Annotated in this window: 21 protein-coding genes and 1 pseudogene; 10 read left to right on the top strand and 12 right to left on the bottom strand. The window is 70.3% G+C overall.

Features of this window, described 5'->3' with window-relative positions; genetic code table 11:
- Nucleotides 1–112 precede the first annotated feature (112 nt).
- Together A5728_RS06035 and A5728_RS06040 are read right to left on the bottom strand one after the other, a co-directional pair.
- The gene (locus A5728_RS06035) at nucleotides 113–763 is read right to left on the bottom strand and encodes a carbonic anhydrase (protein ID WP_082943280.1); all 651 of its coding nucleotides are present in this window, start codon (nucleotides 761–763) and stop codon (nucleotides 113–115) included.
- Nucleotides 764–886: 123 nt separating this feature from the next.
- Nucleotides 887–1,564 (bottom strand): DUF4245 domain-containing protein, encoded by a 678-nt coding sequence (locus tag A5728_RS06040; RefSeq protein WP_064846180.1) that lies wholly within the window; start codon nucleotides 1,562–1,564, stop codon nucleotides 887–889.
- Nucleotides 1,565–1,704: 140 nt separating this feature from the next.
- Here A5728_RS06040 and glpX point away from each other — a divergent pair, with 140 nt between their 5' ends.
- Both glpX and A5728_RS06050 read left to right on the top strand, forming a co-directional pair.
- Nucleotides 1,705–2,715: a class II fructose-bisphosphatase gene (gene glpX / locus A5728_RS06045; protein WP_064846181.1), complete on the top strand. Its 1,011-nt coding sequence runs from the start codon at nucleotides 1,705–1,707 to the stop codon at nucleotides 2,713–2,715.
- A 75-nt stretch (nucleotides 2,716–2,790) separates the two neighbouring features.
- Nucleotides 2,791–4,344, top strand: a complete 1,554-nt coding sequence (locus A5728_RS06050) for a hypothetical protein (RefSeq protein WP_156523393.1) — start codon at nucleotides 2,791–2,793, stop codon at nucleotides 4,342–4,344.
- Nucleotides 4,345–4,517: 173 nt separating this feature from the next.
- Here the strand turns inward: A5728_RS06050 and A5728_RS06055 are convergent, their stop codons facing one another.
- From A5728_RS06055 to A5728_RS15100, 5 genes and pseudogenes are all read right to left on the bottom strand, one after another.
- On the bottom strand, nucleotides 4,518–5,273 hold the full coding sequence (locus tag A5728_RS06055; protein WP_064846183.1) for an SDR family oxidoreductase: 756 nt from the start codon (nucleotides 5,271–5,273) through the stop codon (nucleotides 4,518–4,520).
- Nucleotides 5,270–6,262, bottom strand: coding sequence for a peptidoglycan bridge formation glycyltransferase FemA/FemB family protein (locus A5728_RS06060; RefSeq protein ID WP_064846184.1), 993 nt, complete (start codon nucleotides 6,260–6,262; stop codon nucleotides 5,270–5,272). The genes A5728_RS06055 and A5728_RS06060 overlap by 4 nt, the downstream gene beginning before the upstream one ends.
- Before the next feature lie 40 nt (nucleotides 6,263–6,302).
- Nucleotides 6,303–8,015 carry an LCP family protein gene (locus A5728_RS06065; protein WP_064846199.1) on the bottom strand — a complete coding sequence of 571 codons (1,713 nt, stop codon included), beginning with the start codon at nucleotides 8,013–8,015 and terminating at the stop codon, nucleotides 6,303–6,305.
- Nucleotides 8,016–8,172: 157 nt separating this feature from the next.
- Nucleotides 8,173–8,769: a 5-(carboxyamino)imidazole ribonucleotide mutase gene (gene purE / locus A5728_RS15095; RefSeq protein WP_318541281.1), complete on the bottom strand. Its 597-nt coding sequence runs from the start codon at nucleotides 8,767–8,769 to the stop codon at nucleotides 8,173–8,175.
- Between the two features lie 12 nt (nucleotides 8,770–8,781).
- Nucleotides 8,782–9,903 (bottom strand): annotated as a pseudogene (locus A5728_RS15100) (5-(carboxyamino)imidazole ribonucleotide synthase); the annotation flags it as partial.
- 238 nt (nucleotides 9,904–10,141) lie between these two features.
- Between A5728_RS15100 and A5728_RS06075 the strand changes: the two are divergent.
- Nucleotides 10,142–10,774 carry a GtrA family protein gene (locus A5728_RS06075; protein ID WP_064846186.1) on the top strand — a complete coding sequence of 211 codons (633 nt, stop codon included), beginning with the start codon at nucleotides 10,142–10,144 and terminating at the stop codon, nucleotides 10,772–10,774.
- Nucleotides 10,775–10,872: 98 nt separating this feature from the next.
- Here A5728_RS06075 and A5728_RS06080 read toward each other — a convergent pair whose 3' ends face one another.
- Entirely contained in the window at nucleotides 10,873–11,577 is a 705-nt protein-coding gene (locus A5728_RS06080; RefSeq protein WP_064846187.1) for a TIGR03089 family protein, read from the bottom strand.
- Between the two features lie 233 nt (nucleotides 11,578–11,810).
- On the opposite strand from A5728_RS06080, the gene A5728_RS14755 reads away from it, so the two are divergent.
- From A5728_RS14755 to A5728_RS06100, 4 genes are all read left to right on the top strand, one after another.
- Nucleotides 11,811–12,380: a WhiB family transcriptional regulator gene (locus tag A5728_RS14755; protein ID WP_064846188.1), complete on the top strand. Its 570-nt coding sequence runs from the start codon at nucleotides 11,811–11,813 to the stop codon at nucleotides 12,378–12,380.
- A 5-nt stretch (nucleotides 12,381–12,385) separates the two neighbouring features.
- Nucleotides 12,386–13,045 (top strand): DUF3499 family protein, encoded by a 660-nt coding sequence (locus A5728_RS06090; RefSeq protein WP_231885538.1) that lies wholly within the window; start codon nucleotides 12,386–12,388, stop codon nucleotides 13,043–13,045.
- Nucleotides 13,046–13,121: 76 nt separating this feature from the next.
- Complete coding sequence (locus A5728_RS06095) at nucleotides 13,122–14,411, top strand: Ig-like domain-containing protein (RefSeq protein WP_064846189.1); 1,290 nt, start codon at nucleotides 13,122–13,124, stop codon at nucleotides 14,409–14,411.
- A 9-nt stretch (nucleotides 14,412–14,420) separates the two neighbouring features.
- Nucleotides 14,421–15,140, top strand: a complete 720-nt coding sequence (locus tag A5728_RS06100) for a TIGR01906 family membrane protein (RefSeq protein WP_064846190.1) — start codon at nucleotides 14,421–14,423, stop codon at nucleotides 15,138–15,140.
- On the opposite strand, the gene A5728_RS06105 is transcribed toward A5728_RS06100, so the two are convergent.
- On the bottom strand, nucleotides 15,124–16,749 hold the full coding sequence (locus A5728_RS06105; protein WP_064846191.1) for a dolichyl-phosphate-mannose--protein mannosyltransferase: 1,626 nt from the start codon (nucleotides 16,747–16,749) through the stop codon (nucleotides 15,124–15,126). The genes A5728_RS06100 and A5728_RS06105 overlap by 17 nt on opposite strands.
- 81 nt (nucleotides 16,750–16,830) lie before the next feature.
- Between A5728_RS06105 and rsmI the strand changes: the two genes are divergently transcribed.
- Nucleotides 16,831–17,721: a 16S rRNA (cytidine(1402)-2'-O)-methyltransferase gene (rsmI, locus tag A5728_RS06110; RefSeq protein WP_064846192.1), complete on the top strand. Its 891-nt coding sequence runs from the start codon at nucleotides 16,831–16,833 to the stop codon at nucleotides 17,719–17,721.
- 151 nt (nucleotides 17,722–17,872) lie between these two features.
- On the opposite strand, the gene A5728_RS06115 is transcribed toward rsmI, so the two are convergent.
- The 3 genes from A5728_RS06115 to A5728_RS06125 are packed head-to-tail and all read right to left on the bottom strand — an operon-like array spanning nucleotide 17,873 to nucleotide 22,907.
- Complete coding sequence (locus tag A5728_RS06115; RefSeq protein WP_231885539.1) at nucleotides 17,873–20,377, bottom strand: transglutaminaseTgpA domain-containing protein; 2,505 nt, start codon at nucleotides 20,375–20,377, stop codon at nucleotides 17,873–17,875.
- Complete coding sequence (locus A5728_RS06120; RefSeq protein ID WP_231885540.1) at nucleotides 20,374–21,960, bottom strand: DUF58 domain-containing protein; 1,587 nt, start codon at nucleotides 21,958–21,960, stop codon at nucleotides 20,374–20,376. The genes A5728_RS06115 and A5728_RS06120 overlap by 4 nt, the downstream gene beginning before the upstream one ends.
- On the bottom strand, nucleotides 21,957–22,907 hold the full coding sequence (locus A5728_RS06125) for a MoxR family ATPase (protein ID WP_064846193.1): 951 nt from the start codon (nucleotides 22,905–22,907) through the stop codon (nucleotides 21,957–21,959). Before A5728_RS06125 ends, A5728_RS06120 begins: the two co-directional genes overlap by 4 nt.
- Nucleotides 22,908–23,077: 170 nt before the next feature.
- On the opposite strand from A5728_RS06125, the gene A5728_RS13490 reads away from it, so the two are divergent.
- Nucleotides 23,078–24,238: a TatD family hydrolase gene (locus A5728_RS13490; protein WP_082943279.1), complete on the top strand. Its 1,161-nt coding sequence runs from the start codon at nucleotides 23,078–23,080 to the stop codon at nucleotides 24,236–24,238.
- A 350-nt stretch (nucleotides 24,239–24,588) separates the two neighbouring features.
- Entirely contained in the window at nucleotides 24,589–25,443 is an 855-nt protein-coding gene (locus A5728_RS06140) for a hypothetical protein (protein WP_156523394.1), read from the top strand.
- Nucleotides 25,444–25,535: the final 92 nt, after the last annotated feature.

Raw genomic sequence — 25,535 nt, forward strand, 5'->3', positions numbered from 1 at the left:
TTCGCGGTCGCCGTACTACCGCGGTGCGGAGGACGACGACGCCGTGTGCCCGGGAGCGCGCGGCGTCGTCGTCATTCAGCAGGGCATGGGAGGTGAGATCCGGGAGGGGGACTCACGCGTCCCGGAACGCCGGGTCGTTGCTGTAGACGAGGTCCGCCTGGCCGTCCGAGAGGTGGTAGAACACGCCGACCACGGCGGCTTCGCCCCGGGAGACCGCGCCGGAGATCGCCGCGGACTGGTCGAGCATGCGCGCCGCGGTCTGCTTGGTGTGCTCCACGACCATGTCCTGTAGGTCCGTGTGGCCCTGCCTCCGGGCCTCGAGCACCGACGGCGTGATGCGCTCCACGAGGTCCCGCTGGAAACCGCGGGGCAGTTCCCCGGATTCCACGGAGGCCTTGGTCGCGGTCACGGCGCCGCACGAGTCGTGGCCGAGCACCATGATCAGCGGCGTGCCGAGGACCTCGATCGCGTACTCGAGCGTGCCCAGGACGGCGTTGTCGATCACCTGGCCCGCGGTGCGGATCACGAAGGCGTCGCCGAGCCCGAGATCGAAGATGATCTCCGCGGCCAGGCGGGAGTCGGAGCACCCGAAGATCACCGCGAACGGCTTCTGGGACTGCGCGAGGTCCTTGCGGCGCTGGGCGTCCTGGTGGGGGTGCAGGGTGTCACCCGAGATGAACCGGGCGTTGCCCTCCCGCAGTTTCCGCCAGGCCCCCAACGGGGTGCGGGGTGTGTTCTCCACGGCAGACGGCTGAGTGCTCACGCTGATCTCCAAATCTCGAAGGCACGATGGCTGGGCCGGGTCGGCTCGCTCGGGTCCTAGACTAGCCCCGGTTCCGGGACCTCGGTTCGACGACGTCGCTGCGCCCGGTCCCGCTGCCCGGCGTCACTGCCCGGACACGGCCCCCGCGACGTGCTCGAACTCGGCGCTCGGGGCCTGGCCGCTGAGCACCACCGTGGAGTCCTTGAGCTCACCGACCCACGCGGTGAACTCGTCCTGCTTGCCCGAGGCGTCACGGTGATGGATCTGCCATGTGATCCCATTGACCGTGCGCTCGTCCGTGGGCGGGATCAGCTGGGTGCGCTGCGCGAGCCACGTGGGATTGGACCGGGCGGTCTGCGCCATGTCCACCAGGTGGTAACCGGGGGAGAGGAAACCCACGTTCCACAGGGGGACGCCGTCCTGGGACTGCGCCTCCCAGCGCGCGTAGTTGGCGCTCCACCCGTCCCCCAACGCCGGGGCCGCGGGGGTGAACGGGGCCTGGTCACCCGCAAAGCGCGCCTCCTCGCTCACGTCCACATGTGCTCGGTAGGGCTGGGCATCGGGCTTGGGCTGCAACCACAAAAACGGCAACAACAGGAGGATGAGCACGAGCATGGAGATGACCATGCCGCGGATGGGTGCGTTGATCCGCGAGGCCTGCTTGCGGGTGAGCTGCGGGACCGGCGCCTGACCCGCGTCCGGGGTGGCGGCGTCGTCGGCCGCGGCGGAGGCGGGCGCGGCGTGCGCGTCGCGGGGATCGGGGGAGGACCCGGCACCGGGACCGGAAGCGGAAGAACTCACGGACCCATTGTGCCGTGCTCCCGGGGACCGGCCCAATCCTGGGAACCCGAGGATATGCTGGACGTACGTGTCATGGTGGTGCCGCCGGGGCCCGGCAGGCGGCCACCGGGGCGACCCGAAACTCGAATGTGAGGAACAACGTGGCAGAAGCGACCCAGCAGAGCAGAGCGGGCAATGTGGCGGACCGGAATTTGGCCTTGGAACTGGTGCGGGTCACGGAGGCCGCCGCGATCGCGGGTGGCCACTGGGTGGGCGCCGGTGACAAGAACAGCGCGGACGGCGCGGCCGTGGACGCCATGCGTTCGTTCCTCTCCACCGTGGACTTCAACGGCACCGTGGTGATCGGTGAGGGCGAGAAGGACGAGGCCCCCATGCTGTTCAACGGCGAACAGGTGGGCGACGGCAAGGGCCCGGCTTCGGACGTCGCCGTGGACCCCATCGACGGCACCCGGCTCACCGCTCTCGGCATGAACAACGCGCTAGCCGTGATCGCCGTGGCGGACGGCGGCTCCATGTTCGACCCCTCCGCGGTGTTCTACATGGACAAGCTCGTGGTGGGCCCCGAGGCCGCCGATCTCGTGGACCTGCGCCTGCCCGTCAAGCAGAACGTGCACCTCGTGGCCAAGGCCAAGGGTGTCAAGGCCAACCAGGTCACCGTGTGCGTCCTGGACCGCCCCCGCCACCAGGGCCTCGTGGACGAGATCCGCGCGACCGGTGCCCGCACCCGCATGATCCTCGACGGGGACGTCGCCGGGGCGATCGCCGCGTGCCGTGAGGGCACCGGCGTGGACATCATGATGGGCATCGGCGGCACGCCCGAGGGCATCGTGACCGCGTGCGCCGTCAAGGCCACCGGCGGTGTGATCCAGGGCCGGCTGGCCCCCACGGACGACGCCGAGCGGGAGAAGGCCGCCGCCGCAGGACTCGACGTGGATCGGATCCTCACCACGGACGAGCTCGTGACGTCCGACAACTGCTTCTTCGCCGCCACGGGCATCACCGACGGCGACCTGCTGCGCGGTGTGCGCTACCGCGGGCGCACCATCACCACCCAGTCCATCGTGATGCGTTCGCGTTCGGGCACGGTGCGCATGGTCGAGGCCGAGCACCTGGCCAAGAAGTGGGAGAAGTACGAGCGCAACCAGGGCTGATCCCCGACACTCTCTACACACCGCGCGCGTGTTCACCCCGGTCGGGGAGGGCACGCGCGCGGTATGTGCCCGGCTATGCTGGAACGCGTTGTGGGCCTGAGGAGAGGAAACCCCGTGGCGCTGAGCGTGACCCCCTGCGGAAATCGGAAGACCTGGGACGCCCGGGTCCGTGTCACGGGCGGACACCCCGAATTGCTGTGGGGCATCGGTGACGCCGAGGCCCTGACCGCGCAGGACGCCAGGGTCGAACGCGTGGCCGTGGATCGGGGTCAGCAGACCGTGGGCTACAGCCAGTTGGTGATCCTGCGGGAGGACCTGCACACGGTGGTGGACGCCCGGTCCCTGCACGTCAAGAATCCGCGCCACCTCACGGAGGTCCTGGCCGCGTTGCAGGACCACGCCCGCACGGCACACGAGGCCGCCGTGTTACGGGTGAGCCCGGACACCGACGCCACCCCCGAACTCACCGAGCTGCTCACCGGCGCGGGCTACCGCCGCGCGGACAAGCCCCGCAAGGGGGAGGCCGGACCGCGTCACCTCGTGGTGCGGCTGGGCGAGACCGAGGGTGAGCTGTCCAAGCGGTTGTCGGATGACACGCTGCAGCGCTGCCGCGCCGGGCTGCGTGATTCCGGCGTGCGGGTGCGCCGGGTGCGCGCCTCGGACCGCGATCTGTCCAACGTGGGTCTGCGCAGTGAGTACATCCGTGAACTGTTACGCGCCGTGGGGGAGAACTCCGTGTTCCTCGTGGCCACCGAGCACCTCGAGGACGGGACGGAGACCGCCCTGGGGTACCTGTGGTTCGTGCACACCGGGGAATCCGCCATGATCTACCGGCTGGGTTTCACCGATCGTGCCCGCCAGCTGGGCGTGGACGACGCCCTCCTGCTCACGGGCCTGGTCCAACTGCAGCAGCGCCAGGTGCACAAGGTGCTCGCGGGGGACCCCGACCGGCCCTCGCAACCCATGGTGTTGCGCGAGCTCGCGACCGAGGAGCACGAGGCCCCCGGCACGTGGGAGTACCCGCTGCTCGGCGAGTTCCAGGTGGCCGGCCGTGTGGAGAAGACCCGGCGCCGGTTCCTGGGCAGACGCTCGAAGAACGCGGCCCCCGACGACCTGTTGCCGGAGCAGCCCGCGGTCCGCGACGACGCCGCACCCGAGCCGACGACGTCGGCCGCGGCCCCCCACAACGTGCCCCAGCCGGCACGCGCCGGGAACGCGACTGCCGGGTCCGCGGCTTTCGAGGGCTCGCCCGTCGAGCCATCCGACAGTCTTACCGCAGCGCGGTCCCGTGAGGACGACGCCGCGCCGTCCTCCCGGACGAGCCCCGGGGTGGACGCCGATCCGGATCTGGTGCGCTCCGCGGATCAGCTCCCGGGCGGTACATCGAAGGACTCCGGGGCGGCCCGTTCACCACGCTCGGCGCGGGGCGGCATGATCACGGGCATGCTTCCGGGCCCGCTGGCCCGCCGCAAGCGGACCGCGCAGTCCACCGGCACACCGGTCACCGGAACCCCGAGCACGGACGGGGACACGCAGAGCGCTTCGCGGCGTCAGAGCGCGGCCGCCGGACTGCTGCGTCGCGCCGTCGAGGAGGGCCGGGCGGCGGTCCGCGACGCCGCCCGCTGGTGAACGGGTCCTGACCTGCGGCGCACGCCGTGGACGGTGTGGACGACTCGCGCGAGCCGAGGCGCGCGGCGCGAAGAGGGCCGTGCCTGGCCGCACGGCGCGGCCGGGACGAGACGTGCCCGCCCGGGAGACGAGCCCCGCCCGCCCGGGACGAACTCTGCCGGCGCGGGGTGGGACTACTTGCGGCCCGAGACCACGTTCGCGGCACGCGCGACCAGCGACCGCGGGAGCACGCCCGTGAGGGCGTCCAGGACGTAGTACGCGCGCGGGAACACGAGCCGGGACCGCTTCTTGTCGAGTGCCGTGAGTGTCGCGGCCACGAGGTCGTCCGGATTCGCGGAACGGCCCAGCTCGATGGCCTGCGCATTGGCGACCGTGAAGAACTGGGTGTCCACGGGACCGGGGTTAACGCTCAACACGTGTACGCCGTGCTTGCGGGCCTCCACACCCACGGCGAGGCTGAAGCGGTCCACGAACGCCTTGGACGCGCTATACGTGGCCATGGACGGCAGGGGCTGGAAGCCCGCCACGGACGCGATGTTCACGATCGCGCCGTGCCCCGCGGCGGTCATGGCACCCAGGGCGGTGTGGGTCAGCGTCATGAGGGCCCGGACGTTGACCGTGAGCTCCTCGATCTCGTGGTCCAGGTCCAGGTGGGCGAACTCGCCGTGACTGCCGAAGCCCGCGTTGTTGATCAGCAGGTCCATGGGGTTGCGTTCCAGCACGTCCACGATGGTGTCGATCCCCTCGGTGGTCCCGAGGTCCGCCACGACGATCTGCGCGGTGCCGCCCGTGACGGTCTGGGACAGTTCCGTGAGCTTCTCGGTGCTGCGGCCCGTGAGGATCAGGCCGTAGCCGCGCTCGTGCAGGGCATGGGTGAAGGAACGTCCGATGCCACCGGTGGCACCCGTGATCAGGGCTGTGCGAGTCATGCGCCCACCTTACGCTCGCGCAGGGTGCGCAGTTTGCCCCGGGCCGCCCCGAGGGTCTCACGGCCCGCACGCACCGCACCGTAGGCGGTGTAGCCCGCGCGGGAGACCGGCAGGTCCCACGTCCCCGGGTAGGACACGGGCTCGCCGCCGAAGGACTTCTTGAAGGACGTGAAGCCGTACCACTCGTGTTCGGGCCCCGCGCCCTCGGGAGCGGTGCCGAAGAGGTCGAACCACGTGAGCCCCTTCTCCTTGGCGTCCATGATCATGGTCACCACGAGCGGGATCCCCGCCGAGAGCTTCCGGTGGGTCTGGTCCGTGGCCGCGTGCGCGTAGGTGCGGGTGTCCTCGGAGTCGTACACGAGCGAGGCCGCGATCGGCTCACCGTCCAGCTTGGCGAGGTAGAGGCTCGCGGCACCCGCGGGCATGAGCGATTCCGCGACGGCCCGCAGGTAGTCGTCATGCTGCCGATTGAAGTTGCGCCGCTTGGCGGTCGCGTCCAGGAAGGTCAGCAGGTACCGCACGTCCGCGGGATCCTCGGAGCGCTCGATGCTCACGCCCTTCTTGTGGATGTTGCGGTAGAGATTGCGGTTGGTGGACTTCATGTCCTTGAGCAGGTCCTTGGCGTCCTTGCGCAGGTCGATCAGCTGCGTGTGTCCCGGTTGCACCTGGCGCGGCGCGAGCTTCATGCCTCGCCGCTTGAGCGATGCCTCCGGGGTCTCCAGACCGTCCACCGGGTGACCGTTGATCGGCTCCACACGTACGAACCAGCACCGGTGCGCCTCGGCCTGCGCCGTGAGGTCCGCCAGAGCGGCGTCGAACGTGTGCGGGGAGTCCGCTTCGGGGCCGTACGGGCAGTACAGGTACCGTCCGGTGCGCCCGCCCTCGACGGTCGCGAGGTACCGCCAGCCCGGCCCATTCGCCTGGATCACGCGGTGTCCGATGCTTTGCTGAAACCGTGCCCATTCGGGGGACTGCAGGATGTTCGCCACGCCCCCAACTGTACCGAGTGCGCGGGTCCGGGGTGCCGGGTCAGGGGACCGAGCACGTCCCGTTCGGCGACAACTGCTCCTGCGCCGGTACCTTGAGCGCGGCGGGCACGACCACGGCCGTCCCGACGCCCGCACCGCCGCCCAGCGCGGACACCCCGCCCGTTCGCGCCGCACCCTGGGAACCCACGGTGCCGGGCGTGTCGGCGGACGGCACCGCTGCGTCGCCGCGCGCGCCCCCGGCGGCCTGGGCGTCGTCGCCGTTCGCGTTCGCCAGGACCCGGGAGACGTCGGACTGGAATTGCGCGTAGTCCGGATAGGTGGGGAAGGACTGGTCGTAGTAGGGAGGACCCGCCGCGTACGCCTGCAGCTCGTGGTCCTTGGCCTTCGTGGCCACGGTGACCATGGAGCCGATCGAGGACTGCGGGATGTCCGTCTCGAGGATCTGCTGGCCAGAGCTCGCGAGCTCGTCGAACTTGGTGGCCACCGCGACCGGGTTCAGCTGCGCGAGCATCGCGGCCTGGACGCAACGCTGCCGGGCCTGGCGGTCGTAGTCCGTGGCGCCCTCGCGGGAGCGGGCGTACCACAGGGCGTGGTAGCCGTCCATGTGCTGGGTCCCGGGCTCGATCCACCCCAGGATGGGGTTCTTCAGCCCCGTGTCCAGGTTGGTCCCGCCGCCGATCGGTACGCGGCCACCCACGTTGATGTCGATCCCGCCGAGCGCGTCCACGAGGGACGCGAAGCCGTCCATGTCGATCAGCGCGTACGCCTGGATCTTCAGGCCCGTGACGCCCTCGGCGGCCTCCTTGGTGGCCTGCGCCCCGGGATCGGCGACGTCCGGGTAGAGGTCCTTGTGGTTCTGCATCACGTCCGTGTAGACGGCGTTCATGATGCACTCGTCCCCGCAATTGAACCCCTCGGGGTAGACCGCGTTCATGGGGGAGTCCGCCGGGAACGGGACGTTCTGCAGGTTGCGGGGCAGGGAGATCGTGACCGTCTGCCCCGAGGAGGCGTCGATGCTGAGCACCGTCATGGAGTCCGGGCGGCGGCCCTCGCGGTCGTCACCGGCGTCACCGCCCATGAGCAGGATGTTATAGCGCCCGTCCGCCGGGGCGAACGGCATGCCCCCGCCGAAGATGTCCGAGACCGCGTTGCGGGCCACGGAGACCAGGTGCGCCGCGTAGCCGAGTCCCCCTCCGGTCAGGAGCATCGCGAGCACGGTCACGAGCACCACGGCCCGGCGCATCCCGTCCCCGAGCAACCCGGGTCTGATCAGGCGCAGCGTGTCGAACCACAACAGCACCCACCCGATCGCGAGCGCCACGAGGCCGTACATGAGCACCGCGGAGGTCACGGTGTTGGTCAGCAACCAGATCAGCGCGCTGCGCCACACGACCCACAACAACAGGGCGGCGAGCACGAGCGCCCACACCACGGCGGTCACGCGCACGGCGATCCGCCCCAGGCCGCGTCGGCCCGCCACGAGTTGCGCGGAACCGGGCACGAGCAGCGTGGTACCCAGCAGCCACCAGGCCCGCTTGGTGCGGGTGGCGGGTGCAGCGAACCGGGGACTCCTGAGGGGATCCCCCACGCGGGAACGCGATCGTCGCGGCCCGTCGCCCGGGTGACGCTCGGCGGTGGCGCCCGCGGGCGGCTCGTCCGATGCGGTGTGGGAGCCCGACGCCACGCTCTCGTAGGCCTTGGTGGCCGTGGGATGGGGGGCGGCGTCGTCGGGCCGGTCGCTGGATCCGTTCACGTGCAACTCCGTGCTGAAGGGGAAGTCGGTGTTGCGACGGGCCATGGGTGCGGGCCCGCCGGGCCGGGATCCATCAGAGGAGAACGGATCCCGACCCGATCATTGTGCCTTGTCCGCCTGGGTCCGGGCCGACAATGCACCCCGAAGGGGGTGGCGCTCAGTCCTGGGAGGCGGTTCCGCGGCTCACGGCGTCACGCAGCACGGAGCCCTTCCGGTGCGCCGCTTCCGAGAGCTCCTGTGCGAAGTCCCGCAGTCGTTCCCGCAGGTCCTGCCCGGACGCGTCCGACGCCGATCCCAGCACCCGGGCGGCGAGCAGACCGGCGTTGCGGGCGCCGTTGATCGACACCGTGGCCACGGGAACCCCCGCGGGCATCTGCACGATGGACAGCAGGGAATCCATGCCGTCCAGGGTCTTCAACGCCACGGGCACCCCGATCACGGGCAGCGGCGTGACGGACGCGAGCATGCCCGGCAGGTGGGCGGCACCGCCGGCCCCGGCGATGATGACCCGCAGGCCACGCTCGTGGGCGGTACGGCCGTACTCGAGCATCTCGGTGGGCATCCGGTGCGCGGAAACCACGTCCGCCTCGTACGGGACCCCGAGTTCCTCGAGGGCCTCGGCCGCGGCCCGCATGGTGGCCCAGTCCGAGTCCGAGCCCATCACGAGACCCACGCGCGGGGCCTCGTCCTGACCGGACGGGACCGCACCCCACGGTTGCCGCTCGGGAGCATCGCTCACGTCGGTGGGTCGCACCCCGCGGTCCTCGCCGTCGCGCAGGATGCTCGCCGCGTGGGTCGCGATCTCCCGCAGCCGCTGCACCTCGTGGGCGCCGCCCACCACGTTGACGTGACCGATCTTGCGCCCCGGGCGCACGGACTTGCCGTAGTTGTGGATCTTGGCGCGGGGTTCCGCGCTCAGTGCCTGCGGATACGCGGCGAAGAGGTCCTGGTTGTCCCCGCCCAGGTAGTTCTTCATCACGGCCGCCCCGGCCACGACGTCCGTGGCGCCCAGGGGCCAGTCCAGCACGGCGCGCAGGTGCTGCTCGAACTGTCCCGTGACGGATCCGTCCATGCTCCAGTGACCCGAGTTGTGGGGGCGCATGGCGAGCTCGTTGACCGCGAAACCCGCGTCCGTCCCGGGGGTCTCGAACAGCTCCACGGCCATCACTCCGGTCACGCCCAGTTCCTCGGCCAGCCGGACCGCGGCGTCCTGTGCCGCGTGGGCCACCTGGGGATCCAGGCCGGGGGCGGGGGCGATGACCTCGTCGCACACCCCGGCCACCTGGATGGACTCCACCACGGGCCACGCCACGGTCTGCCCCGAGGGCCGGCGCCCGACCATCGCGGACAGTTCCCGCGAGAACGCGACCGCTTCCTCGGCGAGCAACCCGGCGCCGTCGTCCTGGCCGGTGGCGCGTTCGAACCACTCGGCGGCGGTGCCGGTGCCGGCGTCCTGCGGGCCGTCGACCTTGAGGACGCCCTTGCCGTCGTACCCGCCGCGCGGGGTTTTGAGGATCACGGGCCAACCCACGCGCTCGCCGAACGCCACGAGTTCCTGCGGGGAGTAGACTTCCTGCCACTGCGGATTGGGCAAGCCCAGCTCGGCGACGGCGCGGCGCATCACGAGCTTGTCCTGCGCATGCACCAGGGCGGACGGCCCCGGACGCACCGCCACACCCTGCGCCTCGAGCGCGCGCAGATGCTCGGTGGGAACGTGTTCGTGGTCGAACGTGAGCACATCCACGTCCGCGGCGAAACGCTGCAGGGTCTCGAGATCCGTGTAGTCACCTGTGGGTGCCGTGCGCACCGCGGCCACGGCACTGACCTCCGGGCCCTCGGCCAACACGCGCAGTTCCACGCCGAGAGCGACGGCGGCGGGGGCCATCATGCGGGCCAACTGCCCGCCGCCCACCACACCAATGACAGGACCGGTAATGGGAGAATTCACGGTTTCAGGCTAGCGCCACAGCGGACGTTCAGCCATTTCGGAGTACGATGCACTCAATCTTCCTGCGGAGGCCACATCATCCGTGTCGTGGCGGGCCACGGGTCGGCGGCGGGCCACGCCGGTGCGGCCACCCATCCCTCTTCCCCGAGCGTCAGATTGGGATCGAATCTTGAACAAAATGTTTGATCGCGCACACGCGCTGTGGAATCTGTTCGTCAAAGAACTCGCGAAGTTCGGGGTTGTGGGTGCGGCTGCGTTCGCCATCAACGCGGGCCTGGTCTGGGTACTCATGCACACGCAGTACTTCGCGGAAAGCCACATCAAGGCCAAAGTGGTCGCCACGGTCGTGGCCATCATCTTCTCGTGGGTCGCCAACCGGTTGTGGACCTTCCGGGACAAGCGCCAAGAGGACAAACGCAAGGAACTCGTGCAGTTCCTGGTGGCCAACGGCATCGGCATGGGGATCGAACTCGGGTGCCTCGGGGTCAGCTACTACGTCCTGGGCCTGACCTCCGCGACCGCGTCCTTCATCTCCGGCACGATCATCGGTACCATCTTGGGCACGATCTTCCGCTACTTCGCCTACCGCTTCTGGGTGTTCAGCACCAAGCTGGACCAGGACCCGGACTTCGCGAGCAGCCCGGACCAGGAACTCGCGTTCATCACCGGGCAGATCCCCGTGATCCCGCAGCGCGAGGACAAGACGCCCCGACACGACGACCCGGCATCCCACCACGGGAACCCGGCGCCGCGGCCCGAGGACACGGTGGCGAACACCCTTCCCGAGCAGGACGTGCGCCGCGCGTCCTGATCCGCGAGGACCGTCGAACAGGGCGCCTGCACCAGACAAACGCCGGCCGGACCACCGCCGGTCGCGCGGCCCGGTGCAGGCGCCACCGTGTTTCGGTGTCAACCGCGGGTTGCGCGCTCCTGGTCCAGGACAGCGGCCGTGGCGTCCTCGGGACGCGCGGTCAGCAACACCGCCCCACCGGCCGTGATGATCCCCAGGGTCCGCAGGGCCGCGTTCTCGCCCCAACCCTCGGTGAGCGGCAGGTACACGGTGCCCTCGTCGGTTCCGGCGAGCTCCAACGCTCGCGGCAGTACCTCCGCGTGGGTCACCCCGGACGGCAGGGCCACGCTGTCGGGTTCCGGGTTCTCGAGACCCCCGTACATGTCCGGTTGGGCCCGGACCTCGTCGCAGAAGTCCACCGCGCCCTGGGGCAGGGGCCCCGAGCACTCGAAGGCCAGTGCGGGTTCGGCGACCACCAGCAGGGTCTGGGCCGCGGCGTCGTCGTCAGGGTGAGACTCCGGGTACGCATGGACCACCGAATCCGGTTCGGGATGACGCGTGAAGTCCACGCGCGCACCCGCGCGTAACGCCGCGAACGTGAGCACCGCGAGTCGCCAGTGCGGCACGGGGGAAATCGTGAGGACGTCGGAGGCGCCGACGTCGAGCTCGTCCACGAGCAGCCCGGCGGCCTTCTCGACCCAGTTCACGAGGACCCGCCCGGACAGCTCGACCCGTTCGGCGCCGTCGCGCCAGATCAGAGCGGGGGTGGGGCGCTCGGCCACGGTCTGCAGGGCCTGGGTCAGGTCTGTCGGTGTGCGTCCCACGAGGAAACTCCTTAGGGTATGTGACGGAACCATGGGTTCCCGGACGGCGCGCCGGTGGACCCGGGAAGCCCAGGATACTCGGCTTGACTCAATAGGACTTACACGCGTGTAATTAGGGGATCCACCGGGATATCGACGGTGTACGCCCCTACGCGGCGGACTCGTTTTCGGTCGGGACAACCGGGCTGGTTGAGGACATTTGAACAGCGAACGCGTGGGACGGAAGGAGTGACATGGGAGAGGCCGCACGCCGCCAGATCGATGCTCGGGAGGACTACGAACCCGGGTCGACCGGGGGTGCAGCTCCCGTGGACTGGTTCGTGGATCCCGTGGATCAAGCCCGGGGGGACTCGGGTGTGACCACACTGGACGATCTCGCCACGGCCTTCCTGGCCGCACACCCCGAGGTCGCCGGGGACGTGCTCCTGCGTTCCGACCGCAAGAAGCCGCGTGAACCGCAACCCCCCGTGAGCACCCCCCAAGACCTGAGCACCACCGAGGTCCACGACGTACAGAGCGTGGACGCCTCCGTGTGGCAGGCCGTGGCCGGGCTGTACTCCGTGAGCGAGGGTGACGCCGAGGGTGAGCTCGCGTGGCAGACCGACGCCCTGTGCGCCCAGACCGATCCCGAGGCCTTCTTCCCCGAGAAGGGCGGGTCCACCCGGGACGCCAAGCGCGTGTGCGAGGCGTGCCCCGTGAGCGGCAAGTGCCTGGACTACGCCATGGCCAACGACGAGAAGTTCGGGATCTGGGGCGGCCTGTCCGAGCGCGAGCGGCGCAGGCTGCGTCGCCGGGGACGCTGAACCCCGTGGCCGCTCCCGAGACTCCGCGGCGCACGTGCTCCAAGCAGATGTGCAACCGTGACGCGGTGTGCACCCTGACCTATGTCTATTCCGATTCCACCGCGGTGATCGGTGCCCTGTCCGCGCGGCGGGAACCGCACGCGTACGACCTGTGCCCCGTGCACGCGGACTCCTTGACGGCACCCAAGGGCTGGCGCGTGGTGCGCCTGGAGTCACCGGACGGCTGGAACCACGACGACCTCGACGCCGTGGTGGAAGCCGTCCGACCGGACGAGGATCCCGCACCCCACCGCACGGCGCGCGGTACGTTCCTGGGCGCCGTGCGACCGCCCGGGGCTGCGCGACCCTCGGGCCCGTCCCTGTCACGGGGTCCCGTGTTGCGCGACGTCTCCTACCAGGGCCGCGATGACGAATCCCGGGCCGACGCCGATTCCTCCGGCCCCGCGGGCGATTCCGGTTCCGCCGAAATGCCCCGTTCCGAGGGCTCCGCGGGCGCCAATGGCGTGCGCCCGGCGCGTCATGTTCCCATGGGCCGTTCCGGGGTGAATACCGGCTATTCTGTAGCGACGCGTACAATTGCGAACGCAAATACGCAGGTGGGGCAGCGCATGGACTTCGTCCCCCTCCCCGCAGCCCTGCGCACCCCGCACTGGCGGCGGCCGTAACCCGGTTGCCCCGTCCGGGTGGGCTGCGAGACCGTGATTCCCACGGCCGCCGTTCTCCCCCCGATGTGAGGTGCCCATGAGACTCCCTTCCCGCCACCGCGATCCGCTGCCCGGGACACCGCGCGAGCCCGCGCGTCCCGCCGGGGCGAGCGCGCGGCGTCGTCGTCCGGGCATCGCGTGCCTCGCTCTCGCAGGGCTCCTGGGCCTGAGCGCGTGCGCCGGGGGGAACGACGCCACCCCGGCAGCGCCGTCGTCCGCCGACGCCGCTCCATCGAGCCCCGCGCCCACGAAGAGTTTCGGGACCGTGCGGGTCGAGGTGAGCCCGGCCGCCGACACGAGCATGGTCAACCCCGTGGACCCCGTGGTCGTCACAGCGGACGGCGGGGAACTCACGGACGTGACCGTGAGCGCCGCGGGCTCGGGGGAGCGGGTCGAGGGCGAACTCGCGCAGGACGGCCACGAGTGGCGCTCGAAGGCGCCCCTTGCGTTCGACGAGACCTACACGGTGGACTACACCGCGCGCTCCGGGGACCGGGACAGCACGGGGCAGTCCGTGTTCAGCACGGTGGACGCCGCCCACGAGGCGGACGTGGCCCTCAACGTCAAGGACGGGCAGACCTACGGCGTGTGGCAGGTCGTGGAGTTCAACTTCTCCGAGCCCGTCATGAACAAGGACGAGGTCGAGAAGGCCGTGACCGTGGACGGGGCGCACCGCGACGGCGCGTTCCGGTGGTACTCGGACCGCAAACTGCGCTTCCGCCCGGAGCAACCGTGGGACCCGAACTCCAAGGTCACGGTCACCGTTAACATCCTGGGCAAGGATCTGGGCAACGGGATGATCGGCAACGGCAACGAGACGGTGTCGTTCAGCACCGGTGCCGAGCAGCGGGTGTTCGTGGACAACAACACCAAGACCCTCGTGGCCTACGTGAACGGCAAGGAGACCGGTCGCTGGCCCGTGACCCTGGGCAACCCGGACTGGCCGTCCACCACGGGCAAGAAGGTCATCATCGAGCAAGCGGCCTCCTACGAGTTCAAGGCGTCGTCGCTGAACCTCAAGCCCGGCGACCCCCACTACTACCCGCCGTTCGACGCGTCCAACGTGTCCCGGCTGACGTGGAGCGGCGAGTTCATCCACCAGGCGCTGCCGTCCGCGATGCCCGTGCTGGGCGTGGCCAACGTGTCCCACGGGTGCGTGGGGATGCCGCCGGAGGGTGCGGCCTACATTTTTGAGACCTTCCGCCCGGGTGACATGGTGGAGGTGGTCAACACTGACTACCCCCAGGCCGATCCCGACGATGGCTACGGGGACTGGAACATCCCGTTCGAGCACTACTCGGACGAGGACTGGCACGGAAACTGGTGATACAGCCCGGTGAGCTCCTCCATCCCACGCGGCCCCTGGCCCCGCCCCACCGCGGTGCAGCGCATCCTCCAGGGATTCCTGGCACTCACTCTGCCCGTCCTGCTCGTGGCGCTGGGGGTACGACTCGTGGCCACCCCGGTCTTCCTGTGGCTCGAGTACCACCGCCCCGGCTTCCCCGCTGACCACTGGGGGATGAGCACGCAGGAACGGATGACGTTCGGTTCCTACGGGATGGACTACATCATGAACCTGGCCCCGCCCGAGTACTTGGGCGGCCTGGTGAGCAGCGAGGGTGGCATGGCGTTCACCCCGGCGGAGGTCTCTCACATGCGGGACGTCCAGCACGTGATGTACTGGGGGCTGCTGATCGCGTTCGTCCTGCTCGTGCTGAGCGTCCTGGCGGCCTGGTACCTGCACCGGGCGACCCCGGGGACCGCCTCTTCCGCGTGGTTCGCGGGCTCATGGCTCACCGTCATCCTGTTGCTGCTCACGGCCGTGTTCGCGGTGGTGGGGTGGCAGAGCTTCTTCGCGGCGTTCCACTCCTTGTTCTTCAGCTCCGGGACGTGGACCTTCAGCATCTCGGACACCCTGATCCGGCTCTATCCCACCCAGTTCTGGATCGACGCCGCGATCGCCGTGGCGCTCGTGGCGCTCATCGGGGCGTTCGTGGTCATGCTCGCCACGACCCGCCGGATGCGGGCAGCACGCTCCTTCAGATCCACGAGGTGAACCACATCCGCCAGCGCCAGTGCTCGTAGGGAATGGTCTGGGCGGTCCACACGGGCCAGAAGAACAGCGCGAGCACCACCACGAGCAGCAGGAACACCAGGCTCACCCTGCGCCAGCGTCGCGCCCACACCGGTGAGATCACCTGCTCGTGCACCGCGGCGGACGGCGTGCCCGCGGTGGCACCCAGGCGGGGGACCGCGAGCTTGCCTGTGAGCACCCCGATCGCCCCCGTGATCAGCAGGACCATGGCGGGGAAGTAGGACAGCGCGTAGAAGAAGAACATCGTGCGTTCCGGGTAGAGGAACCACGGGAGGTAACCGGCCGCGTACACGCCCACGAGGGCACCGAAGCGCCAGTCACGGAGCACCGCCCACAACCACAGTCCCAGCAGCACCGCCAGGATCCCCACCCACCACACGGCGGGGTTGCCCAGGTTGAGGATGGCCTGGCTGCACGAGTCCACCGTGCAGCCGTCCACGCCTCGTCCGGGGGATTCGTAGAAGTAGGACGTGGGGCGGGCCATGACCGGCCACGTGGCCGGGCCGGCCATGTACGTGTGGTGCGAGGACAGCCCCGCGTGGAACGAATAGGCCGCCACGTGGTACTCCCACAGGGAACGTAGGGCGGGCGGGAGCCACTGCGGGCCGTCGCCCGGGTTCAGCTCGGCCCAGTTGCGGTTGTAGCCCGTGCTCGTGGTGAGCCACCCGGTCCACGTGATCACGTACACCACCGCGCCCACGCCGATCATGCTCAGGAATCCCCACGGGCCGTCCTTGAGCACCGCACCGGCGAACCAGTTCTTGACCCCGGCGATCCGCCGCGCGTTCATGTCCCACAGCACCGCCAGGATCCCGAGCGCGGCGATGCTGAACAGCGCGTTCCACTTCACGGCCGCGGCCGCACCGCACGCCACGCCCGCGGCGATCCGCCACCACCGCACGCCCAACCACGGGCCCAGGACGCCGCCGGGGCCGCGGGCGAGCAGGCGGCGTCGACCGTCGTCGCGGTCCAACAGGACGAAGACGAAGGCGAGCAACAGGAAGAACATGAGGAAGACGTCCAGCAGGGCCAGGCGGGACTCCACGAGGTGCAGCCCGTCCAGGGAGGTCAGCACACCGGCGATCGTGGCCAGGGTGACCGAGCGGAACAACAACCATCCCGCGCACCAGATCACGGCGATGGACGCCGTGCCGAACAGGGCCGCGGAGAAGCGCCACCCGAATGGGTCGTCCGCGCCGAACAACCACAGCCCGATCGCGATGAGCCACTTGCCCAGGGGCGGGTGCACCACGAAAGAGGGGTGACCCTGTGTGTCTGGGATGTTCCCGGAGACGAAACCCTCGTCCGCGCCCTCGGGCCATTGCTGCTCCGTGCCGTGGAGCAGCAGCGAGTAGGCGTCCTTGAGGTAGTACGTCTCGTCGAAGACCACGGCGTGCGGCCACGACAGGTGCGCGAAGCGCAGCACCCCGCCCAGCAGGGTCACGAGCGCCAGGGGGACCCACCAGTACCGGGGCAACCGGGTGACCGCGGGGAGCAGGCGGTCGCGCACGGAGGGGGCCACGGGTGCGGTCGAGGCGGGGGAGAAGACAGTCGAGGGCACGGATCCCATCGTAGGGTGCACCCCTGGAGATTCAGCCCGGCCACGGTGGCGTCACCGCGTTCGACCGACGGACCTTCGTAGAGTGGACGGGTGAGTTCACAGACATCGACGACCACCCCCGGCACCGAGGACCACCGCCCCGGTGCCGTGGTGGTCGTGGGCACCCCCATCGGCAACCTCTCGGACGCGTCCCAGCGGCTCAAGGACGTCCTGCACACCGCGGACGTGCTGGCCGTGGAGGACACCCGCACCCTGCACCGCCTGGCCTCCGGGCTCGGCGTGACCGTGACCGGGCGGGTGGTCACCCACCACGAACACAATGAGAACGCGCGCACCGGCGAACTGCTGGACGAGGTGCGCCGCGGTCGTACCGTGGCCGTGCTCTCCGACGCGGGCATGCCCACGGTCTCCGACCCCGGGTTCCCGCTCGTGCGCGCCGCGGCCGAGGCGGACCTGCCCGTGAGTGTGCTCCCCGGGCCCTCGGCGGTCCTCGCGGCGCTCGCGGTCTCCGGGCTGCCCACCGACCGGTTCACGTTCGAGGGCTTCCTGCCGCGTAAGACGGGCGAGCGTGCGGCCCACCTCGCGACCCTGCGGGACGAACCCCGCACCATGGTCTTCTACGAGTCCCCGCACCGTCTCGCGGAGATGCTCACCGCGCTGCGGGAAGCCCTGGGCGCGGACCGGCGCGCGGCCGTGTGCCGCGAGCTGACCAAGCTGCATGAAGAGGTGCTGCGCGATGACCTCGCGGGTCTGGTCGAGTGGGCCGCGAACAACCAGGTGCGCGGGGAGATCGTGGTGGTCGTGCATGGTGCCCCACCGGCCGTGGCTCCCGAGCCCGAGGACCTCGTTCAGGAGGTCGAGCACCTCGTGGCCACGAGCGACGTCAAGCTCAAGGCCGCCGCGCGCGAGGTGGCCACCGAGCACGGGGTGAGCACACGCAAGCTCTACGACGCCGTGATCACCGCGCGCGGTCAGAACTGACCCGACCCGCGGTAATGGCGCGCAGATATGTAGGACGACCGTCTCGCCGACGAGTGCCCCTCGGGTCGGACTTGCCGGTCTCCGTGCAGTGATGACGGCGCGGCCCCGGCCTCCGCGCGGGGGGGGTGGCCCCCCCCGCGCGGCGTCGTGGTCACCCGCGCGGGCCGCTCCACAGCGACGCCGGCCACCAGTCGGCGCGCAGCCGCCCGCCGCGCGAGGCCCGCTTCCGGAACTCGTCCCGGACCAGCGTGAGGTCCTCCGGCGTGGTCCGCGGGGTCCAGCGGGAGTCCGGGGCGCCGTAGCTCGCGGATTCCAGGTCCGCGACGAGGTGATCCACGGCGGTCTGCGCACCCGGTAGCCCCGCCGCGAGCCGGCGTGCCCGCACGCGAGGCGTGTCGGACGCGGGGGAGGTGACGCCGTGGTCCTCGGCGAGCGCGCGGAACTCGTCCCACGCGGCGTTGGCCCGGCGCTGCGGGGTCAGGGACGCGTCCTGCAGTGCCGCGAGTCGCGCCCGACGACGCCGCCCGCGCACCACCCGCGGCGTCGCCGCGAGGGCCAGCAGCGCGAGCAGACCGAGCACCCCGGTCACGAGCCACCACGGCACCGCAGCGGTGGTCGGCGCCGCCTCGTCCTGGGGTGATGGCTCCTGCGAGGGGTCGTCCCCCGGTTGCTCGCTGGGTTGTTCACTCGGCTGATCGGACGGCTGGTCGGAGGGTTCCTCGCTGGGCTGTTGTTCGGGCTCGTTGCTCGGCGCCGCGGTCTCCTCCGGGGTCTGCGAACCCTCCCCACCCTGGTCCTGGGCCGAATCCGGCGCGTAATCGGGGGTGCTGGGCACCCCGGGGGTGGGCTCGAAACGGACCCAGCCCACGCCCTCGAAGTACAGCTCGGGCCACGCGTGGGAATCGCCCGTGCTCACGGGGAAGGAACGGCCGCCGTCCGGGTCCTCGACCGGGGCGGTGGGCAGGTAACCCACGGCGACCCGCGCGGGGATACCCACTTCCCGGGCCATGAGGGCCATGGCCGGGGCGAAATGCCCCGAGTACCCCGTGCGGGTGCGCATGAACTCGTCGAGTGATCCCATCCCGCCGGCGTCGTAGCCCTGGGCGAGCGGCGCGGTCACGTCGTAGCGGAAGTCGTCGCGCAGGTGGTTCTGGATCGCGAGGGCACGGTCGTAGTCCGTGTCCGCACCCTCGGTGAACGTGCGCGCGGCGTCCGCGACCGATTGCGGGCGGTTCGCGGGCAGCCGCAGGTAGTCGCTGAGCTGCGGGTCCGACGCTGCCGACGGTGCCGTCCGCAGTGCCTCCGGGGTGGCTCGTGACAGCGCGAACGTGATCGTGTACTCGGCCCCGGACATTCCCGTGGACTCGCTGAAGATGGACAGGTCGCGGGGATTCCACGCCCACCCCTCGTCACCGAGTCCACTCACGGCCACCGGGGCGTAGGGTGCGGGCAGCCAGTGCTCGGAGAAGTCGTCGAACATGACCTTGGCCGAGACCTCGGTGCCGCGGGGGACCGGGTTGCGCGCGGCGTCGGCCAGACCCGAGAGATCGCCGTCCAGGTTCTCGACGTCCGGGAACCACTCGTCCTGGTCGAAATCGGAAAGGGTGAGCAACCGCATGTATTGGGGCTGGTCGTCCGAGGTCGTGTAGGAGAACCGCCGGGTGTGCTCGTCCGAGCGCAGGTCCTGACCCACCGCGCGCAGCGGGCCCACCCCGGAGGCGCGCTCGGCGGTGAACGAGCTGCCCTGTGGGAAGGCCCCGTTGAAGAATCCGGGCATGACCGCGGGGATGAACAGCACCACCGCGAGTACACCGGCGATGACGAGCAGGGCGCGGGGGAGTCCTCCCGGGGTCGGGGCGATGCGCTGGGCGCGCGTGGCACCCCAGAACCGTGAACCGGCCAGCAGCGCCAGGGCGGCGAGCGCGGCCGCGGCCAGACCGAGGGCAGTGACGCTGCCCGGCAGGGTCAGCGCGGGGAGCACGAGCAGCGCCAGGACCCCCAGGCATGCGAGCCCGGCCATGCGTAGGCCCACGAGCACGGTTTCCATGAACACGGTCACCAGCCCCACCAGGGTGCACAGCACGAAGGCCAGCCCGGGGTTCGGGCCGTAGGGGGCGGCGTCGCGGGAGATGAAGTCGCCGGAGGAACGCCACAGCTCACCGGCCGCGGTGAAGGTCTCCCCGGTGGGGATGAAGCCCAGCAGGGCGTGGGAAGGCAGGTGCACCACGGTCAACGCGAGCAACAGGGCGGCCAGGCCCAGGACCGTGACGAGCGGTGAGGGCACGCGCAACCAGCGGGCCGCGCCCGTGACCACGAGCACCGTGAGCACGGTGGCCGCCACGGAGGGCAGCCACCACAGGCCGTTCAACGCACCGGCCATGCCCACGCAGCCCAGGGCGATCGCGGCGAGCAGAAGCAGACTGAGTTCGATCACGCGGGGCCGGGGCGGACGCGCTCCCTGGATGTGCTGATCGTGCGGAGTGCGGGAGTGGCCGGCGGAGCTCCGGCCGTCCTGAGCAGCCCGGAGGCCGGTGGCGTCGGGGGTCACCGAGCGGCCCTGAGCCGTGGGTGCCGCGGTGGCGGTCGCAGCCGCGGCGGGGGCCCCCGCGGAGGTGGCGTCGTGGTCCGCGTGGGGCGTGGGATCGGGGGCGCTCATGCGGTGGCCCTCCCTCGGGCGTGGCCCATCATCTCGTCCATGCGCAGCTGTCGGGTACCGGGGTCGGGCGGCGGCGGAGTCAGCAGGGTGGCCCCGCGGGTGGTCGCGAGCCATGCGGCGTCCACGTCCGTCCAGCGCGTCACCAACACCACGGACCACCCCGCGGACTCGAACACCGCGGCGCTGTCGGGGCGGTGCGCGGGGGCGTCGATCACCATGATGACCGAACACACCGTGCTCGCCGCCGCTGCCGTGACGTAGCGCCGCGCGGCCGCTGGGGAGAGTCGGCCCGTGAGCAGCAACAACGGGTGGGAGAGCCCCTCCCGTTCGAGGCGCTCGGTCAGGGGATCGGTCGACGCCTCGGATTCGGGCCGGCTCACGAGGGCCGCTCGGGAGAGGCCGTGGACGACTTCCGTGGCGGTGTCGTCGGTGACGTCCGTGTCCCGCAGGTCGGCCACCGGTGCCTCGCCGCGGGGCATTGCGCGGCCCTGGTCGTCGAGCGCGTGCACCACGGTCTCGCGGCGCGTGAGGTGCTCGATCACGGACGCCGCCGCGCGCACCGCCCACTCGAACTCCTCGGTGGATTCGAGCACACCGGCCCACACACGAGCGCCCGGCCAGTGTTCGGCCGCGGAGTCCAGGACCACGACGGCGCTGCGCGTGCTGCGCGGGTCCTCCTGGCGCACCATGAGCTGGCCGTGCTTGGCGGACGCCGCCCAGTGCACCCGGCGCATGGGGTCACCGTGGCGGTACTCGCGGGTCATCACGTTGTCGGGTCCCGGTTGCGGTTGGGCGCGCCGGGACGGGTCGTTGCCGGATTCACGCGCCATGGTGACCCCGTGCTCGGTGAGGTCCTCGGGTTCCGGGGCCACGTACAGCGACGTCCGCTCGGCCACGTCCAGCAGTTCGGTCACCACGCCGAACGGGTCGCCCACGCGCACCGTAGCCGGACCCAGTTCGTGGATCCCCCGACGCCGCGGGCGCACCGTGTACGTGACCGGCGCCCCGGACACCGGTACCGAGACGTCCTGGTCCCGGCCCAGCAGGGGGTCCACGGTCTCGTGCACGTCCACGGCGGCGACGGCGCTCGTGCGGCCCGAGCGGAGGGTGCCCCTGCGGTCCGCGTCGGTGGTGTCCGGGCCTGCCCCGCGGCCGGGGTTCGCGGCATCCGCCGGGCCATCGCCCATGCCACCCGTCAGGCCGCCTCCTGCCGTGCCCATATCGTGGACCGCGGGGTCCACCGGGTCGTGGGTGGAGCCTGCTCGACCGGCACCCGAGGTACGGTTGCGCGCGGAGAAGGCGGAGCGACGTCGTACGCGCAGGGCCACCTGGGCGGCGTCGCCGAGCGTGACGAGCGGCGGGTCCACCGAACGTTTGAGCAGGACGCGAGGTTTGACGAGCCACATGGCCAGGGAGGAAAGCAGCGGCACCATGCCCAGGAACAGGGACAGCGCCAGGACGTCCTTGCGGCCGAGCCACGTGGCGGCGGCCAGGCACAGCACGGCTGCCGCCAGGAAACACCACCCGCGCACCGTGAACTTGGCGCGTGAGTCCACCCGCGCCTCGGGAGCGGCGGCCTTCATCGGGTCTGGGGGGCGTCTTCGGTGGGGACGCGGACGTCGGAGAGGATCGTGCGCACGATGTCCTGGGCGCTGTCCGCACCCGAGCGACGCTCGAGGAGCAGGCGGTGGGAGAGTACGGCCACCGCGACGTCCTTGACGTCGTCCGGCAGCGCGTGGTCGCGTCCGGCCAGGGCGGCCTGCGCGCGGGCGGCCGCCTGCAACTGCAGGGCCGCGCGGGGGCTCGCGCCCAGGCGCAGGTGCGGGTGCGTGCGGGTGGCCTGGCACAGTGCCACCACGTAGCGGCGCACCGGGGTGGACACGTGCAGCGAGGCCACGTGGCGTACGAGGTCGCGGGCCTCCTCGATGTCCACGACCGGCCCGAGACCCGTCAACGGGGAGCCTGCGCCGTGATCGCGCAGCATGGCGACCTCGGCGTCCGCGTCCGGGTAGCCCATGGAGATCCGCGCCATGAACCGGTCTCGCTGGGCCTCCGGGAGGGGGAACGTGCCGTCCATCTCCACCGGGTTCTGGGTGGCCACGACCATGAACGGTTCGGCCAGCCGGTACGTGGTGCCGTCCGCCGTGACCTGGCCCTCCGCCATGGCCTCCAGCAGCGCGGACTGGGTCTTGGCCGAAGCGCGGTTGATCTCGTCCCCGATCACCACGTTCGCGAACACCGGGCCGGGTTTGAACTCGAACTGGTTGCGGGTCTGGTCGTACACCGACACACCCGTGATGTCCGTGGGGAGCAGGTCCGGGGTGAACTGGATCCGGTTGATCGTCCCACCCACCGCGCCGGCCAGGGTACGGGCCAGCATGGTCTTGCCCACGCCCGGGACGTCCTCGACCAACAGGTGGCCGCCGGCCAGCAGGGTCAGCAGGGCCGTGCGGGTCTCGGCGGGTTTGCCGTCGATGACCGAGTTCATGCGGTCAAGGATGGCCTTGGTGCGGGCGGCGAACTGCTCCATTATTTCCTCGTCTCACGGGCAGGGGGATCCGGGGGTGTTTGTCCCCATGTTCGCAGGTATTTGCCAGGTGCGGGTGCATTGCGAACGGGGTCGGGGCCCCTTCCTCACCGAGCGGCGCACGGATGCGGTTGCCCGGGGCCGGGCGGGAGCGCGTCATCTATCGTGGAGGGGTGATCGAGACACCCGTATCCGAATCCGTGTGGGACCACGCAGCCCGACCCGAGCCCGTGGCGGGACAGACGCCCGAGGCGTACACCGTGGAGCGGTACGCGGTCGCCGATTCCGGTGACGACGTGCCCAACGGTGAGGGCACGGAGCGTCGTGCGCACACGGATGCGCAAGGACGACGTCGCAATCTCACGTTCCCTGCGCTGCCGGAGCCGTTGCCGCACCCCGTGGTGGACAACCACACCCACCTGGACATGCAGGACGGGTTGGTACGGGTGTCCGTGGTGGATGCGATGGCCACGGCCAGGGACGCCTCCGTGTGCGGGGTGGTCCAGGCAGGGTGCGACGTGGAGTCGTCGCGATTCGCGGTGGCAGCGGCGCAGACGGTTCCGAGGGTGCTGGCAGCGGTGGCGCTGCACCCGAACGAGGCCCCTACCTTGGCCGGGTCGGGTGTCTCCGGAGACCTGGATGCACCGGCTCCGGCGGGTGACGGCTCGGCGAAGGGGTCCGGAGCGGGGCGCTTCGAGTCCGATGGACCAGGGGAAGTTTCCGCGGCTGGGCGTTTCACGAGGGCACGCGACGCGGGTTCAACGGGCGGGCGCTCGCTGGACGAAGCGCTCGCGGTGATCGATGAATTGGCGGGGCAGCGTAGGGTGCGCTGCGTCGGGGAGACGGGAATGGATCGTGTGCACACCCCGGAGTCGGGGTTAGCGGTGCAGGAGGAGTCGTTCCGGGCGCACATCGAGATAGCCAAGCGGCACGGGGTGGCCATGCAGATCCACGACCGTGAGGCACACGAGGACGTGGTGCGCATCCTCCGTGATGCCGGGGCTCCCGAACGTACGGTGTTCCACTGCTTCTCGGGGGACGCGGAGCTCGCGCGGTTGTGCAACGAGAACGGGTGGTACATGTCGTTCGCGGGAACCGTGACGTTCAAGAACGCGGCACCGCTCAAGGCAGCGCTGCGGGAAGCGGATCCGGGGCTCGTGCTGTGCGAGACGGATGCGCCGTTCCTCACGCCGCACCCGTTCAGGGGCCGGCCCAATGCGCCGTACATGGTCAACTACACGGTGCGGGGGATGGCGGAGATCCTGGACGCGGATCTCGAGGAGCTGTGCCGGCGGATCTGGGAGAACTCGGAGCGGGTGTACGGGCAGTTCTGAATTCGGAGCGGGTGTGCGGGCAGTTCTGAGGGGCTCCCACCCCGCCCCGCACCCCATCCACCGTGCCCACCCACACCCTGCGCCCACTTGGTTTCTCATGCGTGCTCCCACAACCAGCCCACCCACCTCCCCACCGCGGCAACCGGGCTGCACCACACCTGTGCCCCGAAAAAGCAAGGAGCGAGGCAGATCCGGTGTCGTTTCGGGGCACAGATGTTTGCGAGATCGGGGGCGTGAGGTCATCCGCACTCCCCATCCAGTCCAGGCCCTCCGATTTTTAGGTCGTCCGTTCCTAGATTCCTGGCATGGACTCACGAATCACTGCCACTTACCGAGGCCCACGACCTCTCGTGGCCACTTCCGGTGAACTGGGTCGGCGGAAACACCAGCTGACCCGTGATCCTTCGATGCGTCAACTGGCCCACGGGCTGTGGTGCCGCGCCGATTCGCCCCCGGATCACGTGCAACGGGCCATGTTGCTGCAACGTCATCTCAACAGCCCTGGATCGTCCGTCCGCATCACGGGGATCACCGCGCTACAAGTCCTTGGGATTCCGATCGGACCCCACTATCGATGGGCGGATCGGGCGCTGTGTCATCCCGCGCCCATGATGTCCCGCTGGGCACTCACCGCCGCACTGGATGCGTTGCTGGTGCATCGTGATCTGAGGCCGGTGGACTCGACACCCGCGTGGACGTCTCAATCCTGTGGGGAGCCGCTCTCGCTGGCGGACATCTACTCGGCATTGGAGACGCTGCCTCCCACATCCCGTGCGGTCATGGCGGTGCGCACGGCATTGAAGAGCACGCAATTTCCCACGCTTTCTCCCATGGAGACCTTGACGCGGTTGATGCTGTTGGCGTGTGGCCTGCCGTGTCCCGTTATGAACTTTCGGGTGGACACACGCCTGGGTTACAGCCTGCTCGACCTCGCGTGGCCTGAACACCAGACAGCCATTGAGTTCAACGGGCGGGTGCACAGCGAGAACCACCACGCATACAAGAACGAGATGTATCGCAACGAGGTGCTCCGAGATCTGGGGTGGAAACTTCGCATCATCGTGTTCGACGATCTCCGAGATCCCGCCCGCTCAGTCGAGTGGCGCACCTGGTTGGGGCGCCAACTCTGGGTCGTGTCCCGTTTCCCGGCAGCAGGATCTCGCGCTCGCACATCCGTGTCCCGAAAAGGCATCCATATCCCGTGATCGGTGTCGTTCTGGGGCACACGTGTTGTGCAGTGGGATTGCCGCGGGGCCCAATGAGGGTGGGAGGGAAGGTTCGGGTATGGGGGAGTGAG

It is taken from the genome of Kocuria sp. ICS0012 (assembly GCF_001665945.1).
GTDB classification, from domain to species: Bacteria; Actinomycetota; Actinomycetes; order Actinomycetales; family Micrococcaceae; genus Kocuria; species Kocuria marina.